At 35.9% G+C, this 22,964-nt stretch carries 23 protein-coding genes and 1 riboswitch; all 23 genes read right to left on the bottom strand.

Annotated features, from left to right (window positions below; translation table 11 throughout):
- Positions 1 to 2 precede the first annotated feature (2 nt).
- A complete protein-coding gene (locus ACLTBU_RS14500) occupies positions 3 to 1,346 on the bottom strand; it encodes a 4Fe-4S dicluster domain-containing protein (protein ID WP_412219618.1) in 1,344 nt (447 codons plus the stop codon).
- 13 nt (positions 1,347 to 1,359) lie between these two features.
- Positions 1,360 to 1,638 (bottom strand): EutN/CcmL family microcompartment protein, encoded by a 279-nt coding sequence (locus tag ACLTBU_RS14495; protein ID WP_177671574.1) that lies wholly within the window; start codon positions 1,636 to 1,638, stop codon positions 1,360 to 1,362.
- Between the two features lie 20 nt (positions 1,639 to 1,658).
- Positions 1,659 to 2,252, bottom strand: coding sequence for a phosphate propanoyltransferase (pduL, locus tag ACLTBU_RS14490; protein ID WP_177671575.1), 594 nt, complete (start codon positions 2,250 to 2,252; stop codon positions 1,659 to 1,661).
- A 107-nt stretch (positions 2,253 to 2,359) separates the two neighbouring features.
- Positions 2,360 to 2,635, bottom strand: a complete 276-nt coding sequence (locus ACLTBU_RS14485) for a BMC domain-containing protein (RefSeq protein ID WP_177671630.1) — start codon at positions 2,633 to 2,635, stop codon at positions 2,360 to 2,362.
- Between the two features lie 147 nt (positions 2,636 to 2,782).
- The gene (locus tag ACLTBU_RS14480; protein WP_177671576.1) at positions 2,783 to 3,073 is read right to left on the bottom strand and encodes a BMC domain-containing protein; all 291 of its coding nucleotides are present in this window, start codon (positions 3,071 to 3,073) and stop codon (positions 2,783 to 2,785) included.
- Positions 3,074 to 3,094: 21 nt separating this feature from the next.
- The gene (locus tag ACLTBU_RS14475; RefSeq protein WP_249332600.1) at positions 3,095 to 3,373 is read right to left on the bottom strand and encodes a BMC domain-containing protein; all 279 of its coding nucleotides are present in this window, start codon (positions 3,371 to 3,373) and stop codon (positions 3,095 to 3,097) included.
- Positions 3,374 to 3,414: 41 nt separating this feature from the next.
- Complete coding sequence (locus tag ACLTBU_RS14470) at positions 3,415 to 3,720, bottom strand: BMC domain-containing protein (protein WP_177671577.1); 306 nt, start codon at positions 3,718 to 3,720, stop codon at positions 3,415 to 3,417.
- A gap of 8 nt (positions 3,721 to 3,728) precedes the next feature.
- Positions 3,729 to 4,928, bottom strand: coding sequence for a zinc-dependent alcohol dehydrogenase (locus tag ACLTBU_RS14465; RefSeq protein ID WP_249332559.1), 1,200 nt, complete (start codon positions 4,926 to 4,928; stop codon positions 3,729 to 3,731).
- Between the two features lie 10 nt (positions 4,929 to 4,938).
- On the bottom strand, positions 4,939 to 6,369 hold the full coding sequence (locus ACLTBU_RS14460) for an aldehyde dehydrogenase family protein (protein ID WP_334299080.1): 1,431 nt from the start codon (positions 6,367 to 6,369) through the stop codon (positions 4,939 to 4,941).
- Entirely contained in the window at positions 6,341 to 7,252 is a 912-nt protein-coding gene (locus ACLTBU_RS14455; RefSeq protein WP_177671580.1) for a cob(I)yrinic acid a,c-diamide adenosyltransferase, read from the bottom strand. Before ACLTBU_RS14455 ends, ACLTBU_RS14460 begins: the two co-directional genes overlap by 29 nt.
- Positions 7,249 to 7,584, bottom strand: a complete 336-nt coding sequence (locus ACLTBU_RS14450; protein ID WP_177671581.1) for a glycerol dehydratase reactivase beta/small subunit family protein — start codon at positions 7,582 to 7,584, stop codon at positions 7,249 to 7,251. Before ACLTBU_RS14450 ends, ACLTBU_RS14455 begins: the two co-directional genes overlap by 4 nt.
- Positions 7,581 to 9,386 carry a diol dehydratase reactivase subunit alpha gene (locus tag ACLTBU_RS14445; protein ID WP_249332560.1) on the bottom strand — a complete coding sequence of 602 codons (1,806 nt, stop codon included), beginning with the start codon at positions 9,384 to 9,386 and terminating at the stop codon, positions 7,581 to 7,583. Before ACLTBU_RS14445 ends, ACLTBU_RS14450 begins: the two co-directional genes overlap by 4 nt.
- An 8-nt stretch (positions 9,387 to 9,394) precedes the next feature.
- Complete coding sequence (locus ACLTBU_RS14440) at positions 9,395 to 9,796, bottom strand: diol dehydratase small subunit (RefSeq protein WP_412219614.1); 402 nt, start codon at positions 9,794 to 9,796, stop codon at positions 9,395 to 9,397.
- 12 nt (positions 9,797 to 9,808) lie between these two features.
- On the bottom strand, positions 9,809 to 10,438 hold the full coding sequence (locus ACLTBU_RS14435) for a propanediol/glycerol family dehydratase medium subunit (RefSeq protein WP_412219612.1): 630 nt from the start codon (positions 10,436 to 10,438) through the stop codon (positions 9,809 to 9,811).
- An 11-nt stretch (positions 10,439 to 10,449) separates the two neighbouring features.
- The gene (locus tag ACLTBU_RS14430) at positions 10,450 to 12,114 is read right to left on the bottom strand and encodes a propanediol/glycerol family dehydratase large subunit (protein WP_412219610.1); all 1,665 of its coding nucleotides are present in this window, start codon (positions 12,112 to 12,114) and stop codon (positions 10,450 to 10,452) included.
- A 16-nt stretch (positions 12,115 to 12,130) separates the two neighbouring features.
- Positions 12,131 to 12,925, bottom strand: coding sequence for a class II aldolase/adducin family protein (locus tag ACLTBU_RS14425; RefSeq protein ID WP_412219608.1), 795 nt, complete (start codon positions 12,923 to 12,925; stop codon positions 12,131 to 12,133).
- A gap of 188 nt (positions 12,926 to 13,113) precedes the next feature.
- Positions 13,114 to 13,896 (bottom strand): DeoR/GlpR family DNA-binding transcription regulator, encoded by a 783-nt coding sequence (locus tag ACLTBU_RS14420; RefSeq protein ID WP_177671586.1) that lies wholly within the window; start codon positions 13,894 to 13,896, stop codon positions 13,114 to 13,116.
- A 221-nt stretch (positions 13,897 to 14,117) separates the two neighbouring features.
- Positions 14,118 to 15,170 carry an ABC transporter substrate-binding protein gene (locus ACLTBU_RS14415; RefSeq protein ID WP_412219606.1) on the bottom strand — a complete coding sequence of 351 codons (1,053 nt, stop codon included), beginning with the start codon at positions 15,168 to 15,170 and terminating at the stop codon, positions 14,118 to 14,120.
- A 64-nt stretch (positions 15,171 to 15,234) separates the two neighbouring features.
- Entirely contained in the window at positions 15,235 to 16,272 is a 1,038-nt protein-coding gene (locus ACLTBU_RS14410; RefSeq protein WP_412219605.1) for an ABC transporter permease, read from the bottom strand.
- Between the two features lie 13 nt (positions 16,273 to 16,285).
- Positions 16,286 to 17,800: a sugar ABC transporter ATP-binding protein gene (locus ACLTBU_RS14405; RefSeq protein ID WP_412181403.1), complete on the bottom strand. Its 1,515-nt coding sequence runs from the start codon at positions 17,798 to 17,800 to the stop codon at positions 16,286 to 16,288.
- Positions 17,801 to 17,982: 182 nt separating this feature from the next.
- Positions 17,983 to 19,095: a transposase gene (locus ACLTBU_RS14400; protein ID WP_412219603.1), complete on the bottom strand. Its 1,113-nt coding sequence runs from the start codon at positions 19,093 to 19,095 to the stop codon at positions 17,983 to 17,985.
- A 103-nt stretch (positions 19,096 to 19,198) separates the two neighbouring features.
- Positions 19,199 to 19,702: a winged helix-turn-helix domain-containing protein gene (locus tag ACLTBU_RS14395; RefSeq protein WP_412181405.1), complete on the bottom strand. Its 504-nt coding sequence runs from the start codon at positions 19,700 to 19,702 to the stop codon at positions 19,199 to 19,201.
- A gap of 18 nt (positions 19,703 to 19,720) precedes the next feature.
- Positions 19,721 to 22,426: a magnesium-translocating P-type ATPase gene (gene mgtA / locus ACLTBU_RS14390; RefSeq protein ID WP_412219600.1), complete on the bottom strand. Its 2,706-nt coding sequence runs from the start codon at positions 22,424 to 22,426 to the stop codon at positions 19,721 to 19,723.
- A gap of 255 nt (positions 22,427 to 22,681) precedes the next feature.
- Positions 22,682 to 22,840: riboswitch (M-box (ykoK) riboswitch) on the bottom strand.
- Between the last annotated feature and the right edge of the window lie 124 nt (positions 22,841 to 22,964).

The following is a 22,964-nucleotide window of genomic DNA, read 5'->3' as shown; positions in this document are numbered from 1 at the left end:
TACTATCTTCCCTCCTTATCATCTAAGCTTTCTATTATAATTTGATCTTCTTGAACGCAAAGAACCTTACCTGTAACACTTGCATGGATATTGGCACTTATGCCTTCCTCATCCATTTGCGCAATCAAACTACCTACTTCTACTTGATCTCCAGCCTGCACCAGTACCTTTGCCTTTTTACCTATATGCTGCCTGGTTGAAATCGTTACGATGGATGGTATAAGTATGGTTTCATCCCACTGGGCTTTATGATTATACTGACCAAGTCCTATTCTACTCGTCAATCTACTTGCTACTACTTTTGTCCCTATCTCTTTCTTAGGTACAGGATTAAGATCCTTAACCCCTCTTTCACCATGAGCTAAAAGTTCCTTTTTAATAAGTGTCATAAATTTACTTGGCGAAAGTTCATGATGACATGCAAAATAAGAACATACATTACATCCACAACAGCCTAGTGCTGTTTCTATTCCCTCATAATGGGATGTAAGTCCATTAGCAATCGCATTCATCACCTTATGAGGTTCTACTTTGTGACCTAATCTATTTCTTGGGCATAAATCTGTACACATATGGCACTGTGAACATGAAGACATTGCTCTTTTAACCGTACTCATATCAGGACTACCTTTAAGTTTATGAAGTATATGATCTTGAGGTAATATAAGAATACCCTTTGTGGTTTTTGTGATAAGTGTATCTAAATCTCCAAACTGCCCCATCATAGGGCCGCCTACTAGGATACTCTTATCTTCTAGATCTTCTATTCCTATAAGCTTAAGGAGTTCTCTTACCTTTATTCCAATAGGCGCTTTAACTACCTTAGGATTTGGCACTGCACCTCCTACCGTCATATAGGTATGGGTCACAGGTTCACCATTCCTTAAGCATCTTCCTATATTAAGAAGTGTTTCTACATTGATTTCTACTACTTTTTGGCTAGCTGGTAATTCACCTCGTGGAATAACTCTTCCTGTACATTCATAAATTAAAGTAACCTCATCGCCAACAGGATAAATATTATCCACTGCTTGAATATGTATTTCGGGATATCTCTGGGTATAATCCCTAAGTGTACTAATTAGCTCGTTATACTTTTTCTTAATACCAATAATACCTTGTTTAATCTCACAAATTTCTAGTAGCTCATGTAAAGTATCAATAAGCTCTTTCCCAAAGTGTGTAAGAATCTGGTAATCTGTATAAAGTAATGGCTCACATTCTGCACCATTAATAATCAAATAATCCATCCCTTTAGCTAACTTGAATTGTGTAGGAAAACCAGCTCCTCCAGCTCCTACAATTCCTGCCTTTGCAATCTGCTCTTTTAATACTTCATAGTTCATATACCCACCTCCTTTACAATCTATCTAATATAAAATTACTGCCTTCATCTACAATACCTACAATAGCTGCATCTACTGGGGCGCGGTCATGACTTGTTGCATACCTTGCACTAGTGCCTGTTACAACAAGTACAGTCTCCCCTACTCCTGCACCCACCACATCTATGGCTACAATTGTATTTTTTCCCTCTGCTGTCTTCTGTAAGGATTCTACAATTAAAAATTTATTTCCTACTAGCGCTTCATGCTTTCTTGTAGAAACGATACTCCCTACTACCTTACCAATAATCATTCTCGCTCACCCCTTTATATTTAGCTCATAATATATGCTGCACTTTTACAAGTTACACCTAAAGCATTGGCTTCATCTGTATCAATATGCATTTCTAGTGTGAAACTAGGATCTACTCTAATTTGTACATGATTTAAGATCCCCTCACGCTCTTCACCAATACGTACGCTAATCACCTGATTATTATAAAGACCAAAGGCTTTGGCATCTTCTGCATTCATATGAATATGACGTTTTGCTATAATACACCCTTCACTTAGATGAACAGCACCCTTCGGTCCTACAAGAGTAATAGGTGCAGACCCCTTAATATTACCTGATTCACGAATAGGTGGTGCAATACCTAATTTAACTGCATCTGTCTTTGCAAGTTCCACCTGAGTCTCTTTTCTAATAGGCCCTAACACACGTACATTTTCAATTACTCTTAGATTGGTTCCTACAAGTGTTACCCTCTCTTCAGCTGCATATTGTCCGCCCATCAGTTCTTTTTTAGGATGAAGCGTAGCACCTTCTCCAAATAAAATTTCTAGATGTTCCTTTGATAAATGCAGATGTCTTGCAGAGACTCCAATCGGTACTGTAATGATTTGTTCTATATTACAATGCTCCAACCTTGCTACCTCCTTGAAATTTGCAGTTTTCTAATTGTTTATGAAGTAAAAGGCAGGAGAAATGATTTCTGCCTGCCACTTCTAGGAATTCGTTTGTACTTTATAAGTTAAAATTTAGGAAGAATTTTTTCAATGTCTTCATGTGGTCTTGGAATAACATGTGTTGCAACAACTTCACCAAGTCTACCTGCTACTGCTGCGCCTGCTTCTACTGCAGCTTTAACTGCACCTACGTCTCCCCTTACCATAACTGTTACAAGACCTGAACCAATTTTTTCTGTTCCAACTAATGTTACATCTGCTGCTTTAAGCATAGCATCTGCTGCCTCTGTAATTGCTACTAAACCTCTTGTTTCAATCATTCCTAATGCCTGACTACCCATAATCTTTTTCTCCTCTCTCACTTTAGCCACTTCTGGCCTATTTTCTTCTACTACTTTAACTGTTTCTAAACTATCCCCAGTATCCTCTGTTACCTGAATACTTTTCTTTTTAGTTTTTGGTGATTTTTCTTCTGCCACTTTTTTCACCTACACTCTCAGTTTTCTTGCACTATGTAAAAGTACTTTTTGTACTTCTTCATGAGGGTTATTAATGATTGCAACTGCCGCTACTTTACCCACTTTCTCAGTTGCTACTTTACCATACTCAATAGCTTCCTTTACATCCGCAACACTTCCTTGCACTACAATGCTTACAAGCCTTCCTCCTAGTGCTTTTTCTGTTGTTACCAATGTTACATCAGACGCCTTCGCCATAGCATCTAACGCAACTATAGAGGCCACATTGGATGCTACTTCTAAAATGCCGATTGCTTTCATCCTATCACTCTCTTTTATGCCTTATTTTTGTATTGGTAAAATACTTGCAATATCCCCATGTGGCCTTGGAATAACATGTACTGCTACTAATTCTCCAAGTCTCCCCGCCGCATCTGCGCCAACTTCTGTTGCAGCTTTTACAGCACCTACATCACCTTGTACCATAACTGTAATAAGACCTGAACCAATTTTTTCTGTTCCAATTAATGTTACATCTGCTGCTTTCACCATTGCGTCTGCCGCCTCGATTGCTGCTACTAAGCCTCTTGTTTCTACCATTCCTAATGCTTCTTGTTTCATCATACATTCCTCCTATATTCTTTTATTTAGTATGGTTACTTTTATAAACAATTAATTGCTAGCATCTTTTCTAAGCCTTCATCCGGGCTTGCAATAACACGTGCTACTACATAGCCTGCAAGTTCTTCACTTGCTCTTTTGGCTGCATCAATACCTGCTGTGACATCTGCTACATTTCCTCTTAACTTTACCATAATAAGTAGTGGCACTTCTAAACTCTCTGCATTAGCAGGTTTATTCTTATCAATGTACTCTACCGTTACATCTGCTGCTTTACAAGCTGCATCAATAGCATAGAGCGCCGTGGCTAAACCATAAATTTCAATTAACCCTACTGCCTTTCCCATATGGCCTCCTACCTATTGACATAAGCTACTTTAATACCTTGTAACTTCATATTCACTTCCATGGCTTCATTAAGCTCATCTAAGCTAAATTTATGTGTGATCAGCTTTTCTACTGGAAGACCAATTCCTTTTGCTCTTCTTAGGAAGTCAAGTGTCGTTACATAGTCTTTAAATGTATAAGTCCATGACCCTACTACTGTAATTTCTTTTTGGCAGAAATCCCAATGAGGATTAATAGTAGCATTTCCATTATCTACAAAGAATCCAACTTCACAAAGGCCACCACCTCTGCGGATGAATTTATAAATATTTCCTGCTGCACTTGGTACTCCTGTACATTGGAAAGCAAAATCTACTCCACCATCTGTTACTTCGTGTACTGCGTCACACATGGTTTCAAAATCCTTATAGTTTTTAAAATTAAAAGTATAATCTGCTCCTAAGTCCTTAGCATAACCAAGTCTTTGGTCATCCCCATCTATTGCAATAATGTTTTGAATGCCCATTGTTCTTAATACAGTAAGTACTAAAAGTCCAATTGGTCCACACCCTTGAATGAGTACTTTACTATCAAAACGAAGTAGTTGAGTTGTTTTTGCTCTTTCTACTGCATGAACTGCAACAGCAGCTGGCTCAATAAGAATACGCTCATCGAGCCCCATATCACTTACATTAAAAATAGAAGAATTTTTACGAAGAATAATATAATCGCCAAACCATCCATTGAAACGGTATTCATCATCTGGAAGAAGACCATATACTTCTGCTTTGCTACTTAAGTTAGCGCGTTCTGGTTTAAGTGTTGTAAACTCATCACTACCTGCAAGTGTTACAGAAGTTACAACTTTATCTCCTACACGAAGTGGCTTGCCAACCATATCTTTTGTAACATTTTTACCGATTTTAATAATTTCCCCTGTTCCTTCATGGCCAAGCACAACTGGAATAAGTCCAAATGGATCGTTTTTGTATTCATGAACATCTGTTCCGCATACACCACATCCTTCAATCTTAACAAGCACTTCATCATCTGTAATTTCTGGAATATCAAAAGTCTTTACTTCAATTTTTTGTTTTTCTACTAAGTAAGCTACCCTACCTGATTTTCCATGACCCACTGAAGAAGCTACTTGAACTTCATTGTTTTGTAAACTTGCCATAACTTGTTTAACAATTTCTTCAATATTATTGATTGTATACTTTTCCATCATGCTCCCCCTATCTGATATATAAAGCATTAGACATAACGCATCTACGTGCTCTTGTAAAGCTTAATGCATTCGTTAATCCTTCTCCTGTTTTACTTGCAATTGTAAAGGTCGTAAAACCTTCACCACCAAATCCTATACCTGCATAAGACGGTGCGTTTTTTACAAAAATAGCTGTATCTAACGCCTTGCCATATTTAGTTAAGTTGTTGACATTAGAAGAATGCATATGAGCTGAGTGCCTATTACCACCTTCAAGTAGGACTGCTGTCTCTATCCCTTCATCTACATCTTTTACTCTAACAATGCCTAAGATCGGCATCATCAATTCTTCTTTAATCAGAAGATTTTCTTTACATCCTTCAAAGATAATACATTTTGTTTGCTCTGGTGCATCAATTCCAATTGCTTTTAAAATGACTGATGCATCTCTTCCTACGAAGTCACGATTAAGCATATACTTACCATTTTTTTCAATTAGTACTGTATTTGCAAGACGATTGATTTCTTCTCCTCTTAGCATATAGCAGTCATTTTCAGATAACATATAATAAATGAGTTCATCTGCTACTTCATCTACTACAATAACTTCTTTCTCTGCAATACAAGGAAGGTTGTTATCAAAACTTGCACCGTTTACAATATCTTCTGCCGCTTTTCTTATATTAGCTGTTTCATCTACAAGTACTGGTGGATTGCCTGCGCCTGCTGCCATTCCTTTTTTACCACTTTGTAAAATGACTTTAACTATACCAGGACCACCTGTTGCTACAAGTAAATCAATATCTGGATGTTTAAACAAAATGTCTCCTGATTCTAAAGTTGGTTTACGAATGCTTACTGCAAGATTTTCAAACTCTCCTACTTCTTTTGCAGCCTCATTAATAAGGTTTACTGCAAAGTTAGCTGTTTTAGTAGCACCTGGATGAGGATTAAATACGACTGTATTACCTGCTGCAATCATACCTATTCCATTGCAGAATACAGTTTCAGATGGATTTGTAGATGGTGTAATAGCACCAATTACGCCATAAGGTCCTCTTTCTACAAGTGTTAGGCCTTGATCACCGCTCCAAGCATCTATTTTGATACATTCTGTTCCTGGTGTCTTCTTAGCTACAAGTTCGTGTTTTAGAATTTTATGTCCTACTTTTCCCATGCCTGTTTCTTCAACAGCCATTCTAGCAAGTATTTCTTTATTAGCCATGATTTTCTCACGGATTTTATCAATAATCTGATCGCGTGTTTCTAGAGGCATTTGACGTAACTTCTTTTGTGCTACTTTTGCCGCTGCAATTGCTTCATTCATATCCTCAAAAATCCCTAAGTGATGGTTAGAACTTGGAGCTATCCCATTCATTTTCATCACTACATTGGCTACAATTTCTTTTAGTTGTGCGTCGTTCACTTCTTCACCCTCTTCCAAATAATCCTGCTCCATACTGGGCAAGTTCTATATCTTGTCTCGCACTTCCACCACTTACACCTATTGCACCTATTACTTTTCCATTAACTTTTATTGGATAGCCACCACCTAATGTAATAATCTTTTCATCTAGCATGCTAACAAGCCCCTCAAAATCGGCTCCTTGTTTAACAAGTTCAGCGATTTCATGAGTTCCCATCTGCAAGGCTACTGCAGAAAATGCCTTTTTAATAGCTAGTTCATAGCTAATAACAAAAGCCTCATCCATAGCCTGCATACTTATTGGTCTTCCACCTTCTTTAACAAGGGCTACTACTACTTTTATCCCCTTCTCTTTGGCTTTTTTTATAACCATTTCTATTACCTGATTGGCTACCTCTAAGTTCAATGTTTCTAAATTTAATATTGGATTTTCCTCTATGTATCTTGCTAACATGAAAAGATAATCAGATAATCTATTGATATAGCGCTTTACAACGCCTTCAACACCTTTACAAGTAATAAGGAGTCTCTCTGCTCTTCTTGCAACTGTTCTAGCAATATCTATATCTGCTGAAAGGGGCGTTTTACCTGGTAATATAAAACCTTGAAATTCATGAGACTTCGATTCATAGTCATCAATACTTCTTTCTATATTTTCTATATCTATTTCTATACTTTCTGCTTCAGCTTTATCGTAGCCTGCGACAATCCCCATAACGATAATGAGTCTTTTCTGGATATAATGGAGTTCATCTACAACTTGCTCTTCTTTAATCTGACTTTTAATCTTTCCTAGATGACTTGTTAGTTCATCTATTGTTCCCAATGCCTGAATATAGGGGTGATCCTTAGGTACTCTTGTACCGTCTAAAAGACTGGTCTCCCCATTATCTCCTGTTTTGGTATAAACCTTCATAGCTCTCCTCCTATCATCTGAGTAAAACTATTTCCTTTTACATACCTGGCAGCATTCTGCCCTAGTGTTCTATAATCTGTATTTGTATGCAATAAGGCCTTACCTCTTAATTTATGAGTTGTAAGCACTGCCTGGCTTTTACAAATTCCTATTCCCACTTCAAGCTGACTTGCTTCTGCTGCCTCCTGTGCTAATAAATGAGCTGGTTTAAAAGATTTTTCCGTCACTACCTCAGCTAGCACACTCTCTTCTTCTATTCCGGCTAAAATTTCTATAAGTATTTGATTGTCTAAGTGATTATCTATTTTTATAACAATTGTAGGTTTTATCATAGGACTTTTACTTTCGAAAGTACCAAACCTGTTGCTACAGCATTTCTTGGTCCTTCTACTCCTCTTATTTCACCTTTACCAACTACAATACCATAGGGAGTTAAATACTCTAGAAGCATTTGTGGTATTTCAAAATCCATTGCACTTCCGCCTACTAGTACTACGTTTGGAATTTGAGTCAAATCATTACCTTTAGCCACACTTTTTAGTGCTCTTAAAGCATTTTGTATAAATACTTTTCTTTTGGCTTCTTTCCTAATTGTGACTATTTTTTCTAAGCTATGTTTTGTTTCTATTGGGATAAAGTCTTTTTCTTTACAAATTACAACTTTTCCAAATATCTTAGGTGATAGAGGTTGACCAAAAAACTTGACCTCACCTGTTTCAAGGCGTATATGAAAGAGACTTTCTACCTTAGCAAGAGGATATCTCTTAATATCTTCTGCTACAGATAGATTTTCCAGCCCTAATTCTGTATTGATTAACATTGTAATAAAATTACCTGCTCCACCTAAGTGAGTGACTTTGACTTCACCTGTTTCTTCTAAAATGGCAGCGTCTGTAGAACCTCCCCCTAAGTCAAGTATGACTAATGGAAAGGTAGTTCCCTTCGTAGTAAGGGCTCCTAAAGAGGCCATAACACCTTCTACTCCAGCAACTTGTGTTGTGACTCCTATATCATCTTCTAAAGTCTTAGCAAGTTCCTGCATAGGAAGCCCTTTAGATTTAACCATAGCAGCTAGTGCAACGGCTCTTTCCATACTAATCTCTCCGGCTAGCGCACCTTCTACACTCATAGGTACAAGAACATCTACAGCTAAAGCATCTTGAATATGAACATTGGCACTTTTAGATAACTTTCCTATTTCCTCTTTCATATGTTCAATCATATGACCAATATTACTTTCCTTAGTGCCGGCCATATCTAAGATCTCTTGATCACTATCTATTGCATGCATCATTTCTTCGCTACCTCTATCTACATCCACCATACGTTTAGTCCCATCTACAAAGTAGATTGTAAGCGTTCCAGCCGGTATTTCTTTTTCTTCCACCTGACCTTTTGGACTCCTAATAACGACAGCTGATCTGGTGCCAATAAGACTTTTTGCAATAGGAATGATCCTTCTTGTTTCCTCAGGTGTAAGATTAAAAAGGTTAGCAATGCCATACGGATTTGAAAGTGTTTGAATTGTACCGCCTTCAGATGCTACTTCTATAACACAGGTGTTACCTAAAGGAATTTTATGAATAAACTTTACCTCATCTATTATAGGTATAGGATACTTAAGCCTATTATAAATAAGAACTGCTTCATCTTTTTGGACAATTGCACCCTTTATAGAGTGTCTTGATGCATTAATCAACTTTGCTGCTTCTTGATAACCTATATGACTCCCTATAATCACAATGTAGTCCTCATCTTCATATGTATCTTGCAGTTCTTCAAGCAAAACAGTCTTACCTTTTCCTAAACCCTCTCCACTTGGTGTATTGGGATTATGTCCGATCATAGTGGATTCTGTAATGATAGTCTGTGTGATTGTCTCCATTGCCATATCCCCGATAACAGGGGCAGCCTCATTTAAGAGAATCAAATCGACGTCTTTTACATTTTTATTTATTTTTCTTAGCGCTTCTTGAAGAACTTCCTTAATGCCTCTAATATTGTGCAGGGTCCCCTTCATACCTGTAGTAGGTACTAAGGCACTGCTTTCAAATACAAGTTCTTCCTTTAACCCTAATGTAGCAATACATACTTCCGTTGTAGAATTACCAATATCAACCCCTGCTACTCTCATAAGCTCACCTATTCCTTAGCAAGAATGTTTCGTTTTTTATATACCTCTAATGTCTCTTCTACAAAAGCTGCACATAAAGGTGCATCATACTCTTCTTGAAGCATTTTAATAATAGTTTGAAGCTGCGCCTCGGTGGATCTATAGGGTCTTAGCCTATTATAGATTTCTAATATTTTTGCATCAGGTACACCAATAAGTTCAGAAGCTCTTACAAAATTTTCAGCTTGCTGTACCTTTCCTTGATCTAAAGCTACCTTTGCCTGCAAAATTAATGTATCCTTTGAAATAGAAAGATCTTCAATACCTATATCCCCTTTAATTACTTGTTCCATTGTAATATCTTCTAAATTTTTACCCGTCTTGGTTTTAATTAATTCAGGTCTTTTTTCTATAAGTGGATATAACTCCAAGCAGATCCCTCCTTATGATTCCATAACATGCACTTCTATAGGCTCTGCACGATCTCTTACTAATTCGGTCTCAACTGTATGCATGAGTGCCGCCTTCACTTGATATTTAGGCCTTACCATTGGGTCATTTTGAGTAGCAATAGGTATTACTCTCTCGCCTTTTGCATATTTAGCTGCATTCTTACCAATGATTCTGTACAATTCTAAAGTAAGTAGTGGTGCTTGTGGAAAAAGTTCCAAATTTGTAAGCGGATAAAGATCTTTTTGATGAATCACAGCTGTTCCCTTTGATTGTAAGCCTATTGCAATTCCTGATCCCATGAGCTTAGCTGTATCATTCCCCATAAAGCACACATCTGAAGTTCTTAGAACTCTCACAACTTTAGGAATCATACCTTCCTCTTCTATACCTGCCATGATTTCTTTTAATACATCTACCACATTTAACCCGTTTATTGTATGATGAATCTTCTTTCCAAAAGCTGGTCCTATACCAATTCCTACTTCTTTTGGGTTATGCCCTTTTATAGCCTGACTACCTTCTTGCAGCCACGTACCAGAACTTCTTCCTTGCATTTTTTGATTCATTTCATCCACGACTTTTTTGACCACATTTTGTATTTGCTGATCTGTAAGTTGCATGCCTTCACCTCCTACAGTGCATCAGGTGAGATGATATGAGGGATCTTTTTAATTTCTTCCCATCTTTCTTTACTCATCTTATACCCTGTTCCTGGCCCTTTATATTGATTAGGGAAATTCACTGCACTCTGGACTTTAAACTGTTCATCCAAAATAGCTGCAGTATGAAGGTAATCTCCTGTAATACGCTGTTTAAACATATTAAGAAGACTTTCGGCTACATCACTAAAGCCACCCTTGTGAAGTGCTTTAATAATCTCCACACCTGTTACTTTCTTTTTCATCATCTCATCAATAGCAGCAAGATCTGCTACTGTATCTCTATCTCTAACATCATCGCTTGAATGTGCATAAGTAATAGCTTCTACTTCTTCATCGGTTACTGGTGGAAACCCAAGCTCTTTAAAAATTACCTGCATAGCTTTTGCTGCTCTATTCCTTACCTGTATCACATCTTCTTCTTTGACAGGTCTAAGGCCACCATCTACCTTTAGATCACGTTGAAGAACATTATAGTCATCAAAGTCTTCTGCATCAAAGTTAGAACCTGCAAACATATTATCCTTATTAGGAGTACCACTGTATCCCGAGAAAATAAAATCTGTACCCGGTAGCATTTGCATAAGCATCCTTGCAGTTCTTCTAATATCTGAGTGAGAGAAGGTCTGATCATTACTTGAAGCAACTTCTAAGTCTAGGATTGCTGCAATAAGGTTTTCTGCTAAGATTGCTCTTACGCCTGATGGAACCGATGAAGTGATTCCAACACAGCTTACTGCTCCATTCTGAATACCTTGTACACCAGCTCCTTTTGTCACCATCAAGCACCTTGTTTCTAGATAAAGCATAGACTTTTGTTCCGCATTACCCATAAGTACTTCTGATCCTGTACCAGAAGTATATCTCATCTTAAGACCACGTGATGCATAAGCTGATGCTAAGAAAGCCTTTGAAAATGGTGTATCATCTCCATCTATGAACACTTTTTCTGTGCCATAAACAGAAATAGTTTCTGCATAAGTAGTTAATCCTCTCATACCAAGTTCTAACTCTACTGCTTCCTCTACTGCACACTGTGTGAGTACACCTTTTGCGCCTACTTGTGAGCCGACTAGAAGACCAATGGCTGTAAACGGTGCATATCTTGCAATCCCTACAGTTGTTTCTTCCTCTCTAAAACCTCTTAAAGCTCCTTCAGCTGCATCTGCAGCGATTAACACAGGATTATCTTTAGCATTAGTAATATGAGCCTGATTAGCAGGATGGCTTCTTGCTCGCATTTTTTGCATAGCCATCATCATTTCTACTACATTTAGCTCATCCATCACCTCTGTGAGTTTCTTAGGTGTAAGTCCTTTTGCTATTTCAACAATTTCTTCTCTTGATACATGAATATCCACAAGCATTCTTGCTATTTCTACACTTTCAAGCTGCATACTTTTAGGGGCTATATTCTTGTCTATGTAATGATCTGCTATAAAATAGTCTATAAAATCGAAGGCTTCTCTTGGCTTTCCATCTAATTCAACAACTTGATTATGCTTAATTTTTATAGAAGCTACCGGATCATATGGACTTGCCATTGCAACAAAACCTTTCTCCGGCCATTCATTAATGAAACCATCTTGATTGACAGGGCGACCATCTAATACTTGCATTCTTTTAGAACGCTTCATAGCCATTCCCCCTTATTTACTTATTAAGTTGCGTAATAACTTCTCTTGTAATCTTTGCAATTAAGTCTTGATCATTTGTTGTTTCAGCTTTTACACTAGCACATATTGTTTTCTCTGCTCCTCCACAATCTTGGTTGCCATCAATACATGGATGTTTACCTGGAAGATTCATACCTTTTCTAAGATCTACAAGTCTTTGTACTTCGTGCGCTGGAAGCTCTTTTGGTCCACCCATCATTTGTGTAATATATGAAAGTTGTGCATAGAATTCTAACCCTTCCATTTTGAAGTAAGCACCAAGAAGATCTATACCCCATGCTAATGCACCATGATTTTCAAGAAGTACTGCATCATAACTACTAAAGAATGGTTCAATAGCATCTGGAATCTCTGGCGTAGATGGCATACCATATGGTGCTATTGGTACTTCACCAAGGAAGATTGTAGATTCTGGCATAATTTGTTTTGTTAAAGGTGTTCCACAGATTGCATGTGCTGTAGCATACATTGGATGTGCATGTACAACTGAATTTACGTCTGGTCTACATTTATAAACTCTAAGATGCATTTTAATTTCTGAAGAAGGTTTATGAATTCCATCTGTTTTAAGTACATTACCATCCATATCTACTTTACAAATCATGTTTGGTGTCATAAATCCTTTACTTACTCCTGTTGGTGTACAAAGAATTTCATTTGGTGAAATTCTCACTGAAAAGTTACCATCATTAGCAGCAACCATTCCCCTATTGTATACTCTTTGCCCGATTTCACACATTTGTTTTCTGATTTCAAATTCATTTACTAACATACTTAGCCTCCATTTTTTGTTTTGTGCTTTTTCTTGTTGTTTTTTCTTTAATTAGTTTTATACTACCACCACAACTCACATTTTTCAATATTATTTTTATTAAATTATAAATTTATTTTTTTATTCAAAAAAATACCACAAAACAACTTATTTCATACCTTTAAGTTGCTTTGTGGTATTTCTTATTTTTATTCTGCCACAATAATTTTGATTTTATTTTTAGCACAGGTTTCTTCCCACTCTTTATCAAGTGGCTCATCTGTTACAATATAACTTACTTCTTTTAATTCCATCAATTTATGGATCGTACTCTTATTGATTTTGGCATGGTCTACAGCCAGAATAACCTCTTTTGCTACAGCAATGAAGCTTTGCTTTATCTCTTTTTCTAGTTCATTAGATTCCATAACACCTCTTTTAAGGTCAATACCCTTACAAGATATAATGGCTTTATCTGCATAATAATTTAAAATATTGCTTTTAGCTGTAGGGCCTATTAAGGAGAGAGATGTACTTCTAAGTGTTCCACCTGTAGAAATAGCCGTCACTCCTTTATACTGGCTCAGAATAGTCATTGCACTTACACTATTTGTTATAATGGTAAATGTCTTATCTTGCGGCAACTGCTTTGCAACCTCTAAACACGTCGTACTTGAATCTAAAGCAATAGTCTCCTGATTCCCCAACAAACGTGCAATAGCTCTTCCTATCTTTTCTTTACCCGTGGCATTTTCTTTTATACGATGATCAAAGGATGGATCTTCCATATCCTTTTCTTTTTCCTCACTCCGACTTACAAGTAGTGCACCACCATATGTTTTTTGGACAATACCTTGTTTAGCCAGCTTTTCTAAATCTCTTCTAATTGTCTCCTCTGTTACTTCAAACTGTTTACTAAGTTGTACAACTTTAACTGTTTTTTCTCTCTGAATAAGTTCTATAATTTTTCGTTGCCTCTCTAATGCTAACATGTCTCCCCCCCCCTACTTTTACAATGCTATGTTGTTTTTATTTGTTTTTCATTGTTTCATTTGATTATATCATTGTTACTCTTTCCAATCAATACTTTCAGCTACTTTGCACCCTATAATAAGACACGCCTATAAAGTCTTCTTTATATTATAGCAAAATCAAACTTTCCTGTAATATAAAAAGGGCTATTGCTCATGCAATACCCCCTTTATGAATTGGTTTATTCGTAAATAACAGCTTGGATTTCTGGTGTATCAATATTGGTTTTATCAAACCATTTGAATCCAGTATCAATGAATTCTGGGTTTTCTTCACCTTTATAAGCTTTATAAGCTGCTTCAACAGCTTTATATCCAATACCTACTGGATCTTGTGTAATAGAACCTGCTGCAACACCACTATTGATCGCATCAATCATAATTTTACCTGAATCAAAACCTACAATTGTAATTTTACCAACTTGATTAAGTTCTTTTACAGCATTGATAACACCTGCTACAGATCCTTCGTTTGCACCATAAATCCCTTTAACATCTGGGTTCGCTGTAATGATAGCTTTTGCTGCTTCTGTTGATTTTGCATGGTCTCCATCACCATATTGTGGTTCTAAGACTGTAATATTTGGATATTCATTTTTCATTGTATCCATGAAACCATCACGTCTATCTTTTGCTGATTGGCTTGTTTGACCATGCACAACAAGACCTACCTTACCTTCACCACCTATAAGCTCTGCCATTTTATGTGCTGCTGCAGCAGCTGCTGCATAGTTATCTGTAGCACACGTTGTTTTTACAATAGGGCTATCTACTCCTGAGTCAAAACCAATTACAGGAATACCAGCTGCATCTGCTTGCTCAAGGTATGGTGTAGCTGCTTTTGAATCAAGCGCAGCTAAACAAATTGCTTGTGGATTCTTAGCTAATGCTGCTTGTAACATTTCAAGTTGCTTATCAATTTGATCTTCCGTTTCTGGTCCTTCAAAAGTAATGCTTACACCTAACTCTTCAGCTGCTTGTTCAGCTCCCATTTTAACTGCTTGCCAGAATTGATGCTGGAATCCTTTTGATACGACTGGAATGACAATTTCCGCTTCTCCCTCTGTTTTCTCTTCGTTTTTTTCTTCTACCTTTTCCTCTGTTTTTTCTTCTTGTTTAGAGGTTTCTGTTTTTTGCTCATCTTTTGGAGCTGGCTTATCTGTTGAACATCCTGTCATAACGCCCATAGCCATTGCCACACTTAATCCTAATACTAATAATTTTTTAATCCTCATATCTATTTCCTCCCTTATTGTTTAAATACTCTTCTATTCTTCATCCTCTTTCGAGAATCTAGAATCAGTTTTTCTGTTTTCTACGCATTAAGTCGAGTAATACAGATACAATTAGTACCCCACCAATGATAACTGTCTGCCACTGTTGTGGCACAGCCATAACCTTTAAACCATTTGTAAGCGTACTCATAATAAACGCGCCAATAACTGTTCCTAAGATTGTTCCAGAACCACCACTAAGAGAAGTTCCTCCAATAACTACAGCAGCAATTGCATCCAGCTCATAACCTTGACCAAGAGCTGGTTGTGCTGACCCTAAACGAGATGCCATAACAATACCTGCAATACCTACAAAAGCACCACCAAGTGTGTAGATAGCAATTTTCCATGCATTAACGTTAACCCCTGATAATCTTGTTGCTTCTTCATTACTCCCAATTGCAAAATCATAACGACCAAGTTTCGTTTTATTTAAGATAATACTTGCAATAACAATCATTGCTAAGAAAATCCATACTGCATTAGGAATAACAACATCACCAAATTGAACACCATTTCCTAAAGCAATATCTCTAAATACAAATGCACTAGGATTTTCCGGTGTTTTATCTGGAAAGTATACAGGCGCTGCGTCTGAGATAACTAAAGATAAGCCTTTTGTTACCATCATCATCCCAAGTGTTGCAATAAATGGTGGCAACTTAAGTTTTGAAATAAGTGTACCTGTAACACATCCACAAAATGCTCCTGTTACAACGGCAATAATACAGCCTGCCCAAAGTGGTAATCCCCAATTACTAATACTTACTGCAGCCATAACTGAAGAAAAGGTCATAACCGTTCCTAATGATAGGTCAATTCCTCCAGTAATAATGATAAAAGTTACACCTAAAGCTAAAATACCATTTACACAAGTTGCCAATATAATAGAAATAACATTATTAGCTGTTAAAAAGAATTCTGATGCTAATGAAAAGAATATAAATAAAATAATAAGTGCGGCAAACGCTAATACTTTTTGTGCAGCTGTACCATTTAAAAAGTTTCCTAATCCTTTTTTTTCAGTTTTTTCTTGGTTAACAAGTATATTTAAATTGGCCATTCCTAATCCCCCTTTAATTTTCTCTATTCGTTGCATATTTCATGATACTTTCTTGATTAGCGTCTTCTATAGCAAGTTCACCTGTCACTCTCCCTTCACACATAACAATGACACGGTCACTCATACGCAATATTTCTGGAAGCTCTGAGGAAATCATAATAATAGACTTTCCTTCCTGTACAAGCTCAGATAGTAAATTATAGATTTCACTCTTAGCACCAATATCAATTCCACGTGTAGGTTCATCAAAAATGAGTACATCACAGTCTTTTAAAAGCCATTTTGCAATAACAACTTTTTGCTGATTACCACCTGACAAATTTTTTACTATCTGTCTACTACTTGGTGTCTTTATAGCTAATTTATTAATGTAGTCATTAGTAAGCTGTGTAATGGTTTTAAAATTTGTAAATCCATACTTTGTAAACTTCTCTACACTGGCAAGAGATACATTCTCTTCTACTGTTTCACTAATTGTAAGTCCATAACGTTTTCTATCTTCTGAAAGATAACCTACGCCATGTTCTACAGCATCTTTAGGCTGGCGAACTTTAACTTCTTTTCCTTTAATCAAAATTTTACCACTCTCTAGTTTATCTGCACCAAATATGGCTCTCGCTACTTCTGTTCTTCCAGCTCCCATAAGTCCTGCAAACCCTAAAATTTCTCCTTTATGTAACTTGAAGCTTACGTCTTTTATAGTTTTGCCCCTATTAAGATTTTTGACCTCTAATACAACTTCTCCTTTACTATTTTTACTACTTCCTCTAGGATTATGGTAAATAGTACGTCCTACCATCATACTGATAATTTCATCAAGGCTTACATCCTTTGTATTAACAGTATTTACATAGCAACCATCACGCATAATCGTAATACGGTCACTAATTTTCTTTAATTCTTCCATCCTGTGCGAAATATAGACAATGGCAACCCCTTTAGCCTTTAAGTCTTTAATAATTTTAAAAAGCTCCTCTATTTCTGTATCTGTCAGTGCAGCAGTAGGCTCATCCATAATTAAAATAGAAGATTCAAAAGAGAGCGCTTTTGCAATCTCTACCATTTGCTGTTTAGCAACAGTTAGTGTACCTACCTTTACTTTTGGGTCTAGGTCAAGGTTCATCCTATCGAAAATCTCTTGTGCCTTTTTGTTTGCAACTTTATCATCTACAAACAGCTTTCCCATTCCCATAAATTCTCTTCCTATAAAGATATTTTGAGCAGCAGTCAAGTGGGGCGCTAAGTTCAATTCTTGATGGATAATGCTAATGCCTAGCCCCTGTGCAACTTTTGTACTAGAAATATCTACTTCTTCTCCCTTATAAATAATTCTTCCTGCATCTTTGGTATAGACACCTGTTAGAATCTTCATAAGCGTTGATTTTCCTGCACCATTTTCACCTACCAGTGCTAACACTTCCCCAGCATTTAACTCCAACCTACAATGATCTAAAGCACGTACACCTGGAAATGATTTATCTATTCCCTCCATGACAAGTAATTTATCACTCAAAAGCTTCACCCCCATTGTTTAAATAAGCCGATTATCTTAATCAACTTATATTCATTTTACTGTTAAACAGACCCTATTTTAATTCAATATCTTATACATATAGTTTGAATTTTTACTATTTTCTAGAATTAGTCAGTTACTTTTGCATAATAAAATAACCTAAAACTTAAAAATTTATTTAAGTTCTAGGTTATTTGCTAATCAATAATTTCTTCTATTCCTTCATACACTTCTTGACCAAATTCATGAATAAGTAAATTTTTATTGACTTGATAAACTGGTCTATAATCTTCTTCCTTAAATAAATGATTATGCGCTTCTTTATGAATACATCTAAGCTCTACATCCAAATCCTTATAACTTCCCCATCTACCATATTCTTTTGCAAAAACTTCATCCAAAGCTGAAGTAAGCAAAATAATTTTTTTCTGCTTATCTGTAATCAGTTCTATGATTTCTAAAGGATACATTAAACAAGATAAAGGGCATAAATCATAACTAGGAATATGCTGCTCCAATGCATACTTATGGGCTAGGCATTTCCAGACCCCTTCATGCTCTACCAATAAAGAGCAACGTCCCTCACATTCACGAATAGAACCTTTTTCTCCTAAAAAACCACCTAACGCTTCTACTTTCTTATAGTAACTTTCATCTAACTTTTTCATTTCTTCTATTATATTAGGCATATGCTGTATAAACATTTTTCTATTTTTAACACTTAAATCACAAGGACTACCGGAGCAGCATCCATACTTATGGATTTTAGTACACTCAAAACAATTTAGATTAATCTCTGTATTAAGTGCCTGCACATCTACTAAGAAAACACTCTCTCCATAATCTATAATACCTAAGTTTCTATGAGCTAAATACATTTTAAAAACATCTAGATCATCCGTTACACCTTCATCTAAATCATAGTACTCTGCTGACCATAAATGATCAAAAATCTTTTCAATCCTAATGTCTACCTCTGAAGGATTTTGATTTATACTTGTTATTACGTACGTCTTATCCCACAAATCTCCCTCTGTACTTTTAAGCTGAGTAAACTTTTTGCTTAAAGATTTGTAGGTTTTCTTCTGCATATTTTTAAGTATTTTAGTAATATTAAGCTGTTTTTTTGAGCTAATAAGTAAAGAAAATGTATCAGGTTTTAACTTTATATGCTCTACCTGTATACATAGCTCATCACATAGCTGATGGATAAGCTCCACAAATCTTCTTTCTACTTCCTCTACTAAAACTGCTTTGTGCTTATAGGTATACCATATCATACGATACTGCCATGTATCTCTTTTATTCATCTTATTTCCTCATTACATATTTTTGATGTATAAGCATTATACTACCACTCGCTAAAAGCTTCAACATCTATAAGGTTTATACCCTTTAAAAGCACTGTTTTTTCTACTCTATGTTGCTACTACATTTATAGCCAACTCCCCAGACAGTAAGTATGAATATGGGATTCTTTGGATTAGGCTCAATTTTTTTTCTTAGCTTTCTTATATGGGCCATAATATTACTATCATCAAAGGTATAGCTCTCTTTCCAGACACTATTATAAATCTGATGTTTTGAATAAACCTTCCCTTTATTACTTGCTAAAAGATAAAGAATATCAAACTCTTTTGGTGTAAGTTGTATAATTTGATCTCTATAATAAACACTTCGATTGGCACCATCTATTAGTAAATCACCACATTTTATTTTTTCTACTTTTTCCCCCTCATAAGACATAGCATCTATCTTATTTATAATTAATGAACCATACTCATTTTCCTTTAATCCACTAAGCCCTTCTAATAAATCATTAGCAGCTTCAATATCGTTATTACCTTCTTTAAGCTGGTGGTAGAGCCATTCACATAGTTTTTGATCTATAGATATTACTAAAGCTTTTTTATTCATTTTTCTCACTCCATCCTATTAAAGTAATTCACCATATTTTCTTACATACAATTTCTTTAATAAGGTGGCTAATATCATATAGCAGAGTATAGTACCTATTAACCATACAAAATAAACATGTGGCATCCTATACATTCCCAGAGCTGTTCCTACTGTTGTATAAGGAATAAGGGTTCCTACCAATATAGCAAGGGTTGTAATAAGTGTTACTGGCAATGATGCCTTACTTTGAATAAATGGTATTTGAGGTGTTCGAATCATATGGATAACAAGTGTTTGAGACCATAAAGATTCTACAAACCATCCTGCATTAAAAAGTGCCATAAATAAGGCTTTATCTACACTTGGATCATTATAATAACCTCCACAAACCATTGGACAAATTACAAAGAACATCAAAATATAAGTTGTAATATCAAATACTGAACTGATTGGCCCAATCCATAGCATAAACTTACCAATAGATGAAGCATCCCATTTTCTAGGTTTCTTTAAAAAATCTTCATCCATGTTATCCCAAGGTATAGAGATACAAGAAATATCATAAATAAGATTGAGTACAATAAGCTGAATAGAACGCATTGGAAGAAATGGTAAGAATGCACTTGCTACCAAGACTGAAAACATATTTCCAAAGTTTGAACTCGCAGTCATTTTAATATACTTAATCATATTACCAAAGGTCTTTCTTCCTTCAATAACGCCATCTTCCAGCACATTTAAATCTTTTTCTAAAAGAATAATATCAGCTGATTCTTTAGCAATATCTACTGCTGTATCTACTGAGATTCCAACATCTGCCTCCTTCATAGCAGCTGCATCATTAATGCCGTCTCCCATAAAGCCAACAACATGGCCATTATTTCTTAACGCTCTTACAATTCTTGATTTTTGCTGAGGTGAAAGCTTAGCAAAGATATGCTTTTTCTCTACTGCCTGTGCTAACACTTCATCACTCATCATTTCAATCTCTCCACCAAGTACAATTTTATCTGTACTTAATCCTACTTGTTTACAAACAGATTTTGTAACTCTTTCATTATCCCCTGTTAAAACTTTTACTGCTACTCCATATTCCTTTAAGGATTCTATAGCCTTCTTAGTACTTTCTTTTGGTGGATCTAAAAATGCTAAGTAACCCATAAGAACCATATCTGACTCATCTTGAATAGAAAATACACCTTCTACTGATGGATTTGTTTTTTGAGCTACAGCTATAACCCTCATTCCTGAATCATTAAGTTTGGCTACTGTTTCTAAAATTTCTTTTTTAATTTCTTTGGTAAGTGCTTTAACTTCTCCTTTATACTCAGCATAGGCACTTATACCCAGCATTTCCTCAACCGCACCTTTAGTGATAAGCTGAGTTTTTCCCTTCTCATCTGCTAAAACAACGCTCATACGACGTCTTTGAAAATCGAAAGGAATTTCATCTACTTTATTATAAATAGTGAATAAATCTTTTTTACCCATTTTTTCTGCAAAGTCAATAATTGCAATATCCATTAAATTCTTTAATCCTGTTTGATAATAGGCATTCATAAATGCATGTCTTAAAACGCGTTCATCTTCATTGCCATGAATATCAAGATGATATTCTAAAACCACTTTATCTTGTGTCAAGGTTCCCGTTTTGTCTGTACACAAAATATCCATAGCTCCAAAGTTTTGAATAGCATTAAGGTTTTTTACAATCGTTTTCTTTTTTCCCATTTCAATTGAACCCTTAGCTAAGCTTGTTGTAACAATCATAGGTAGCATTTCAGGTGTTAATCCTACCGCTACAGATAGAGCAAACAGTATTGCCTCCATCCAATCCCCTTTTGTAAATCCATTTACAAATAGTACAACGGGTGCCATAATCATCATAAATCTAATTAAAAGCCATGAAACTGAATTCACCCCACGCTCAAAGTTAGATTCTGTTTTCGTTTCAATAATAGTCTTTGATAAATTTCCAAATAGAGTATGGTCACCAGTAGCTACTACAACACCTAAAGCTGTACCACTTATGACATTTGTCCCCATAAACGCTAAATTAGGACATTCCATTGGTGTTTTATATTGTATATCTCTTCTAATCTCCTCTATCTTTTCTACTGGTTCACTTTCTCCTGTAAGAGCTGATTCACTTATAAATAAATCTTTCGCTTCTATAATCCTCATATCAGCTGGTACCATATCACCTGCTGATAGACACACGATATCTCCATGTACTACTTCCTCAAGTGGTATCTCTACTTTACCCACTCGCTTTCTTTGTACGCAGGTAGTTATTTTAACCATTGCACTTAATTGCTCTGCATCTTTACTTGACCTTGTTTCTTGAACAAAACGAAGTGTACCACTAATAGTAACCATGGTTAAAACAATGATTACTGTTGTAAAATCTGCTTCTCCTTGTCCTGCAAGAATAATATCTGTAAAAACTGAAATCGTTGCTAATACAAATAGTACAATAGTAAAGGGATTAATAAATGCTGTTGCAAATCTCTTCGCTAAAGAATTTTTTTGCTCATGAGTAATTTTATTATCTCCCCATTCCTCCCTTAGTTTTGTAACTTGCAGCTCATCAAGTCCATTTAGAGAAGTATTAAAGTTCTCTAAAACAATTTCCTTATTTTTACCTGCTACATTTAATAGCCATTTATTTATGCTAATAGCCTGCAATTCTTTTCTATCAACTATTCTTGCTTTTTGTCTTCTTAAAATGCTTTTTTTCATGTCTTTATCCCCCAATCATTTTCTTGAAATAAATTTAGATTTGGAAAGACACGAAATCCGATAACTCAGTTATTTAAATAGCGAAATATTCAGTTTTAAAATTATACGGCAGGAAAATGGAATCTTTCTCCTACCATTATCCGATCCCGTGCCTATACTACTACTTCCTGCTTCCATTTTCCTCACCTCCTTAAAACAAATGCACATAAAAAAACCCCTTTGCCAAAGCATCACAATGACAAAAAGGGGTATCCTTACTAATCTCATCGTTCAAGCTTTAGCATCGTAGGGCGGTGAAATTGTGTTAGGTTATGCCTTGGTTTCGACATCTCCTGCTGACCAACTCATAGTGTCTCCACTATTTCGCGGTAACAATCCATATCCCTACGGTAGCCTCACCTACCGAAGTTATTTTATTTTAATGATACTCTTATTATAGCAAAAAAATCTTATCTTTCTAGGACTTTTTTCTTGCTTTTTCCTTGCTTTTACCCCCTTCCTACTTCCTAGAGATAAGCTTTATGTTGCTCGCTAGCTA

This window comes from Zhenhengia sp. (assembly GCF_046966505.1).
GTDB lineage: Bacteria > Bacillota > Clostridia > Lachnospirales > Cellulosilyticaceae > Zhenhengia > Zhenhengia yiwuensis.
Note: the sequence above shows the minus strand (reverse complement) of the source record. Positions and strands in the feature narration are given on the sequence as shown.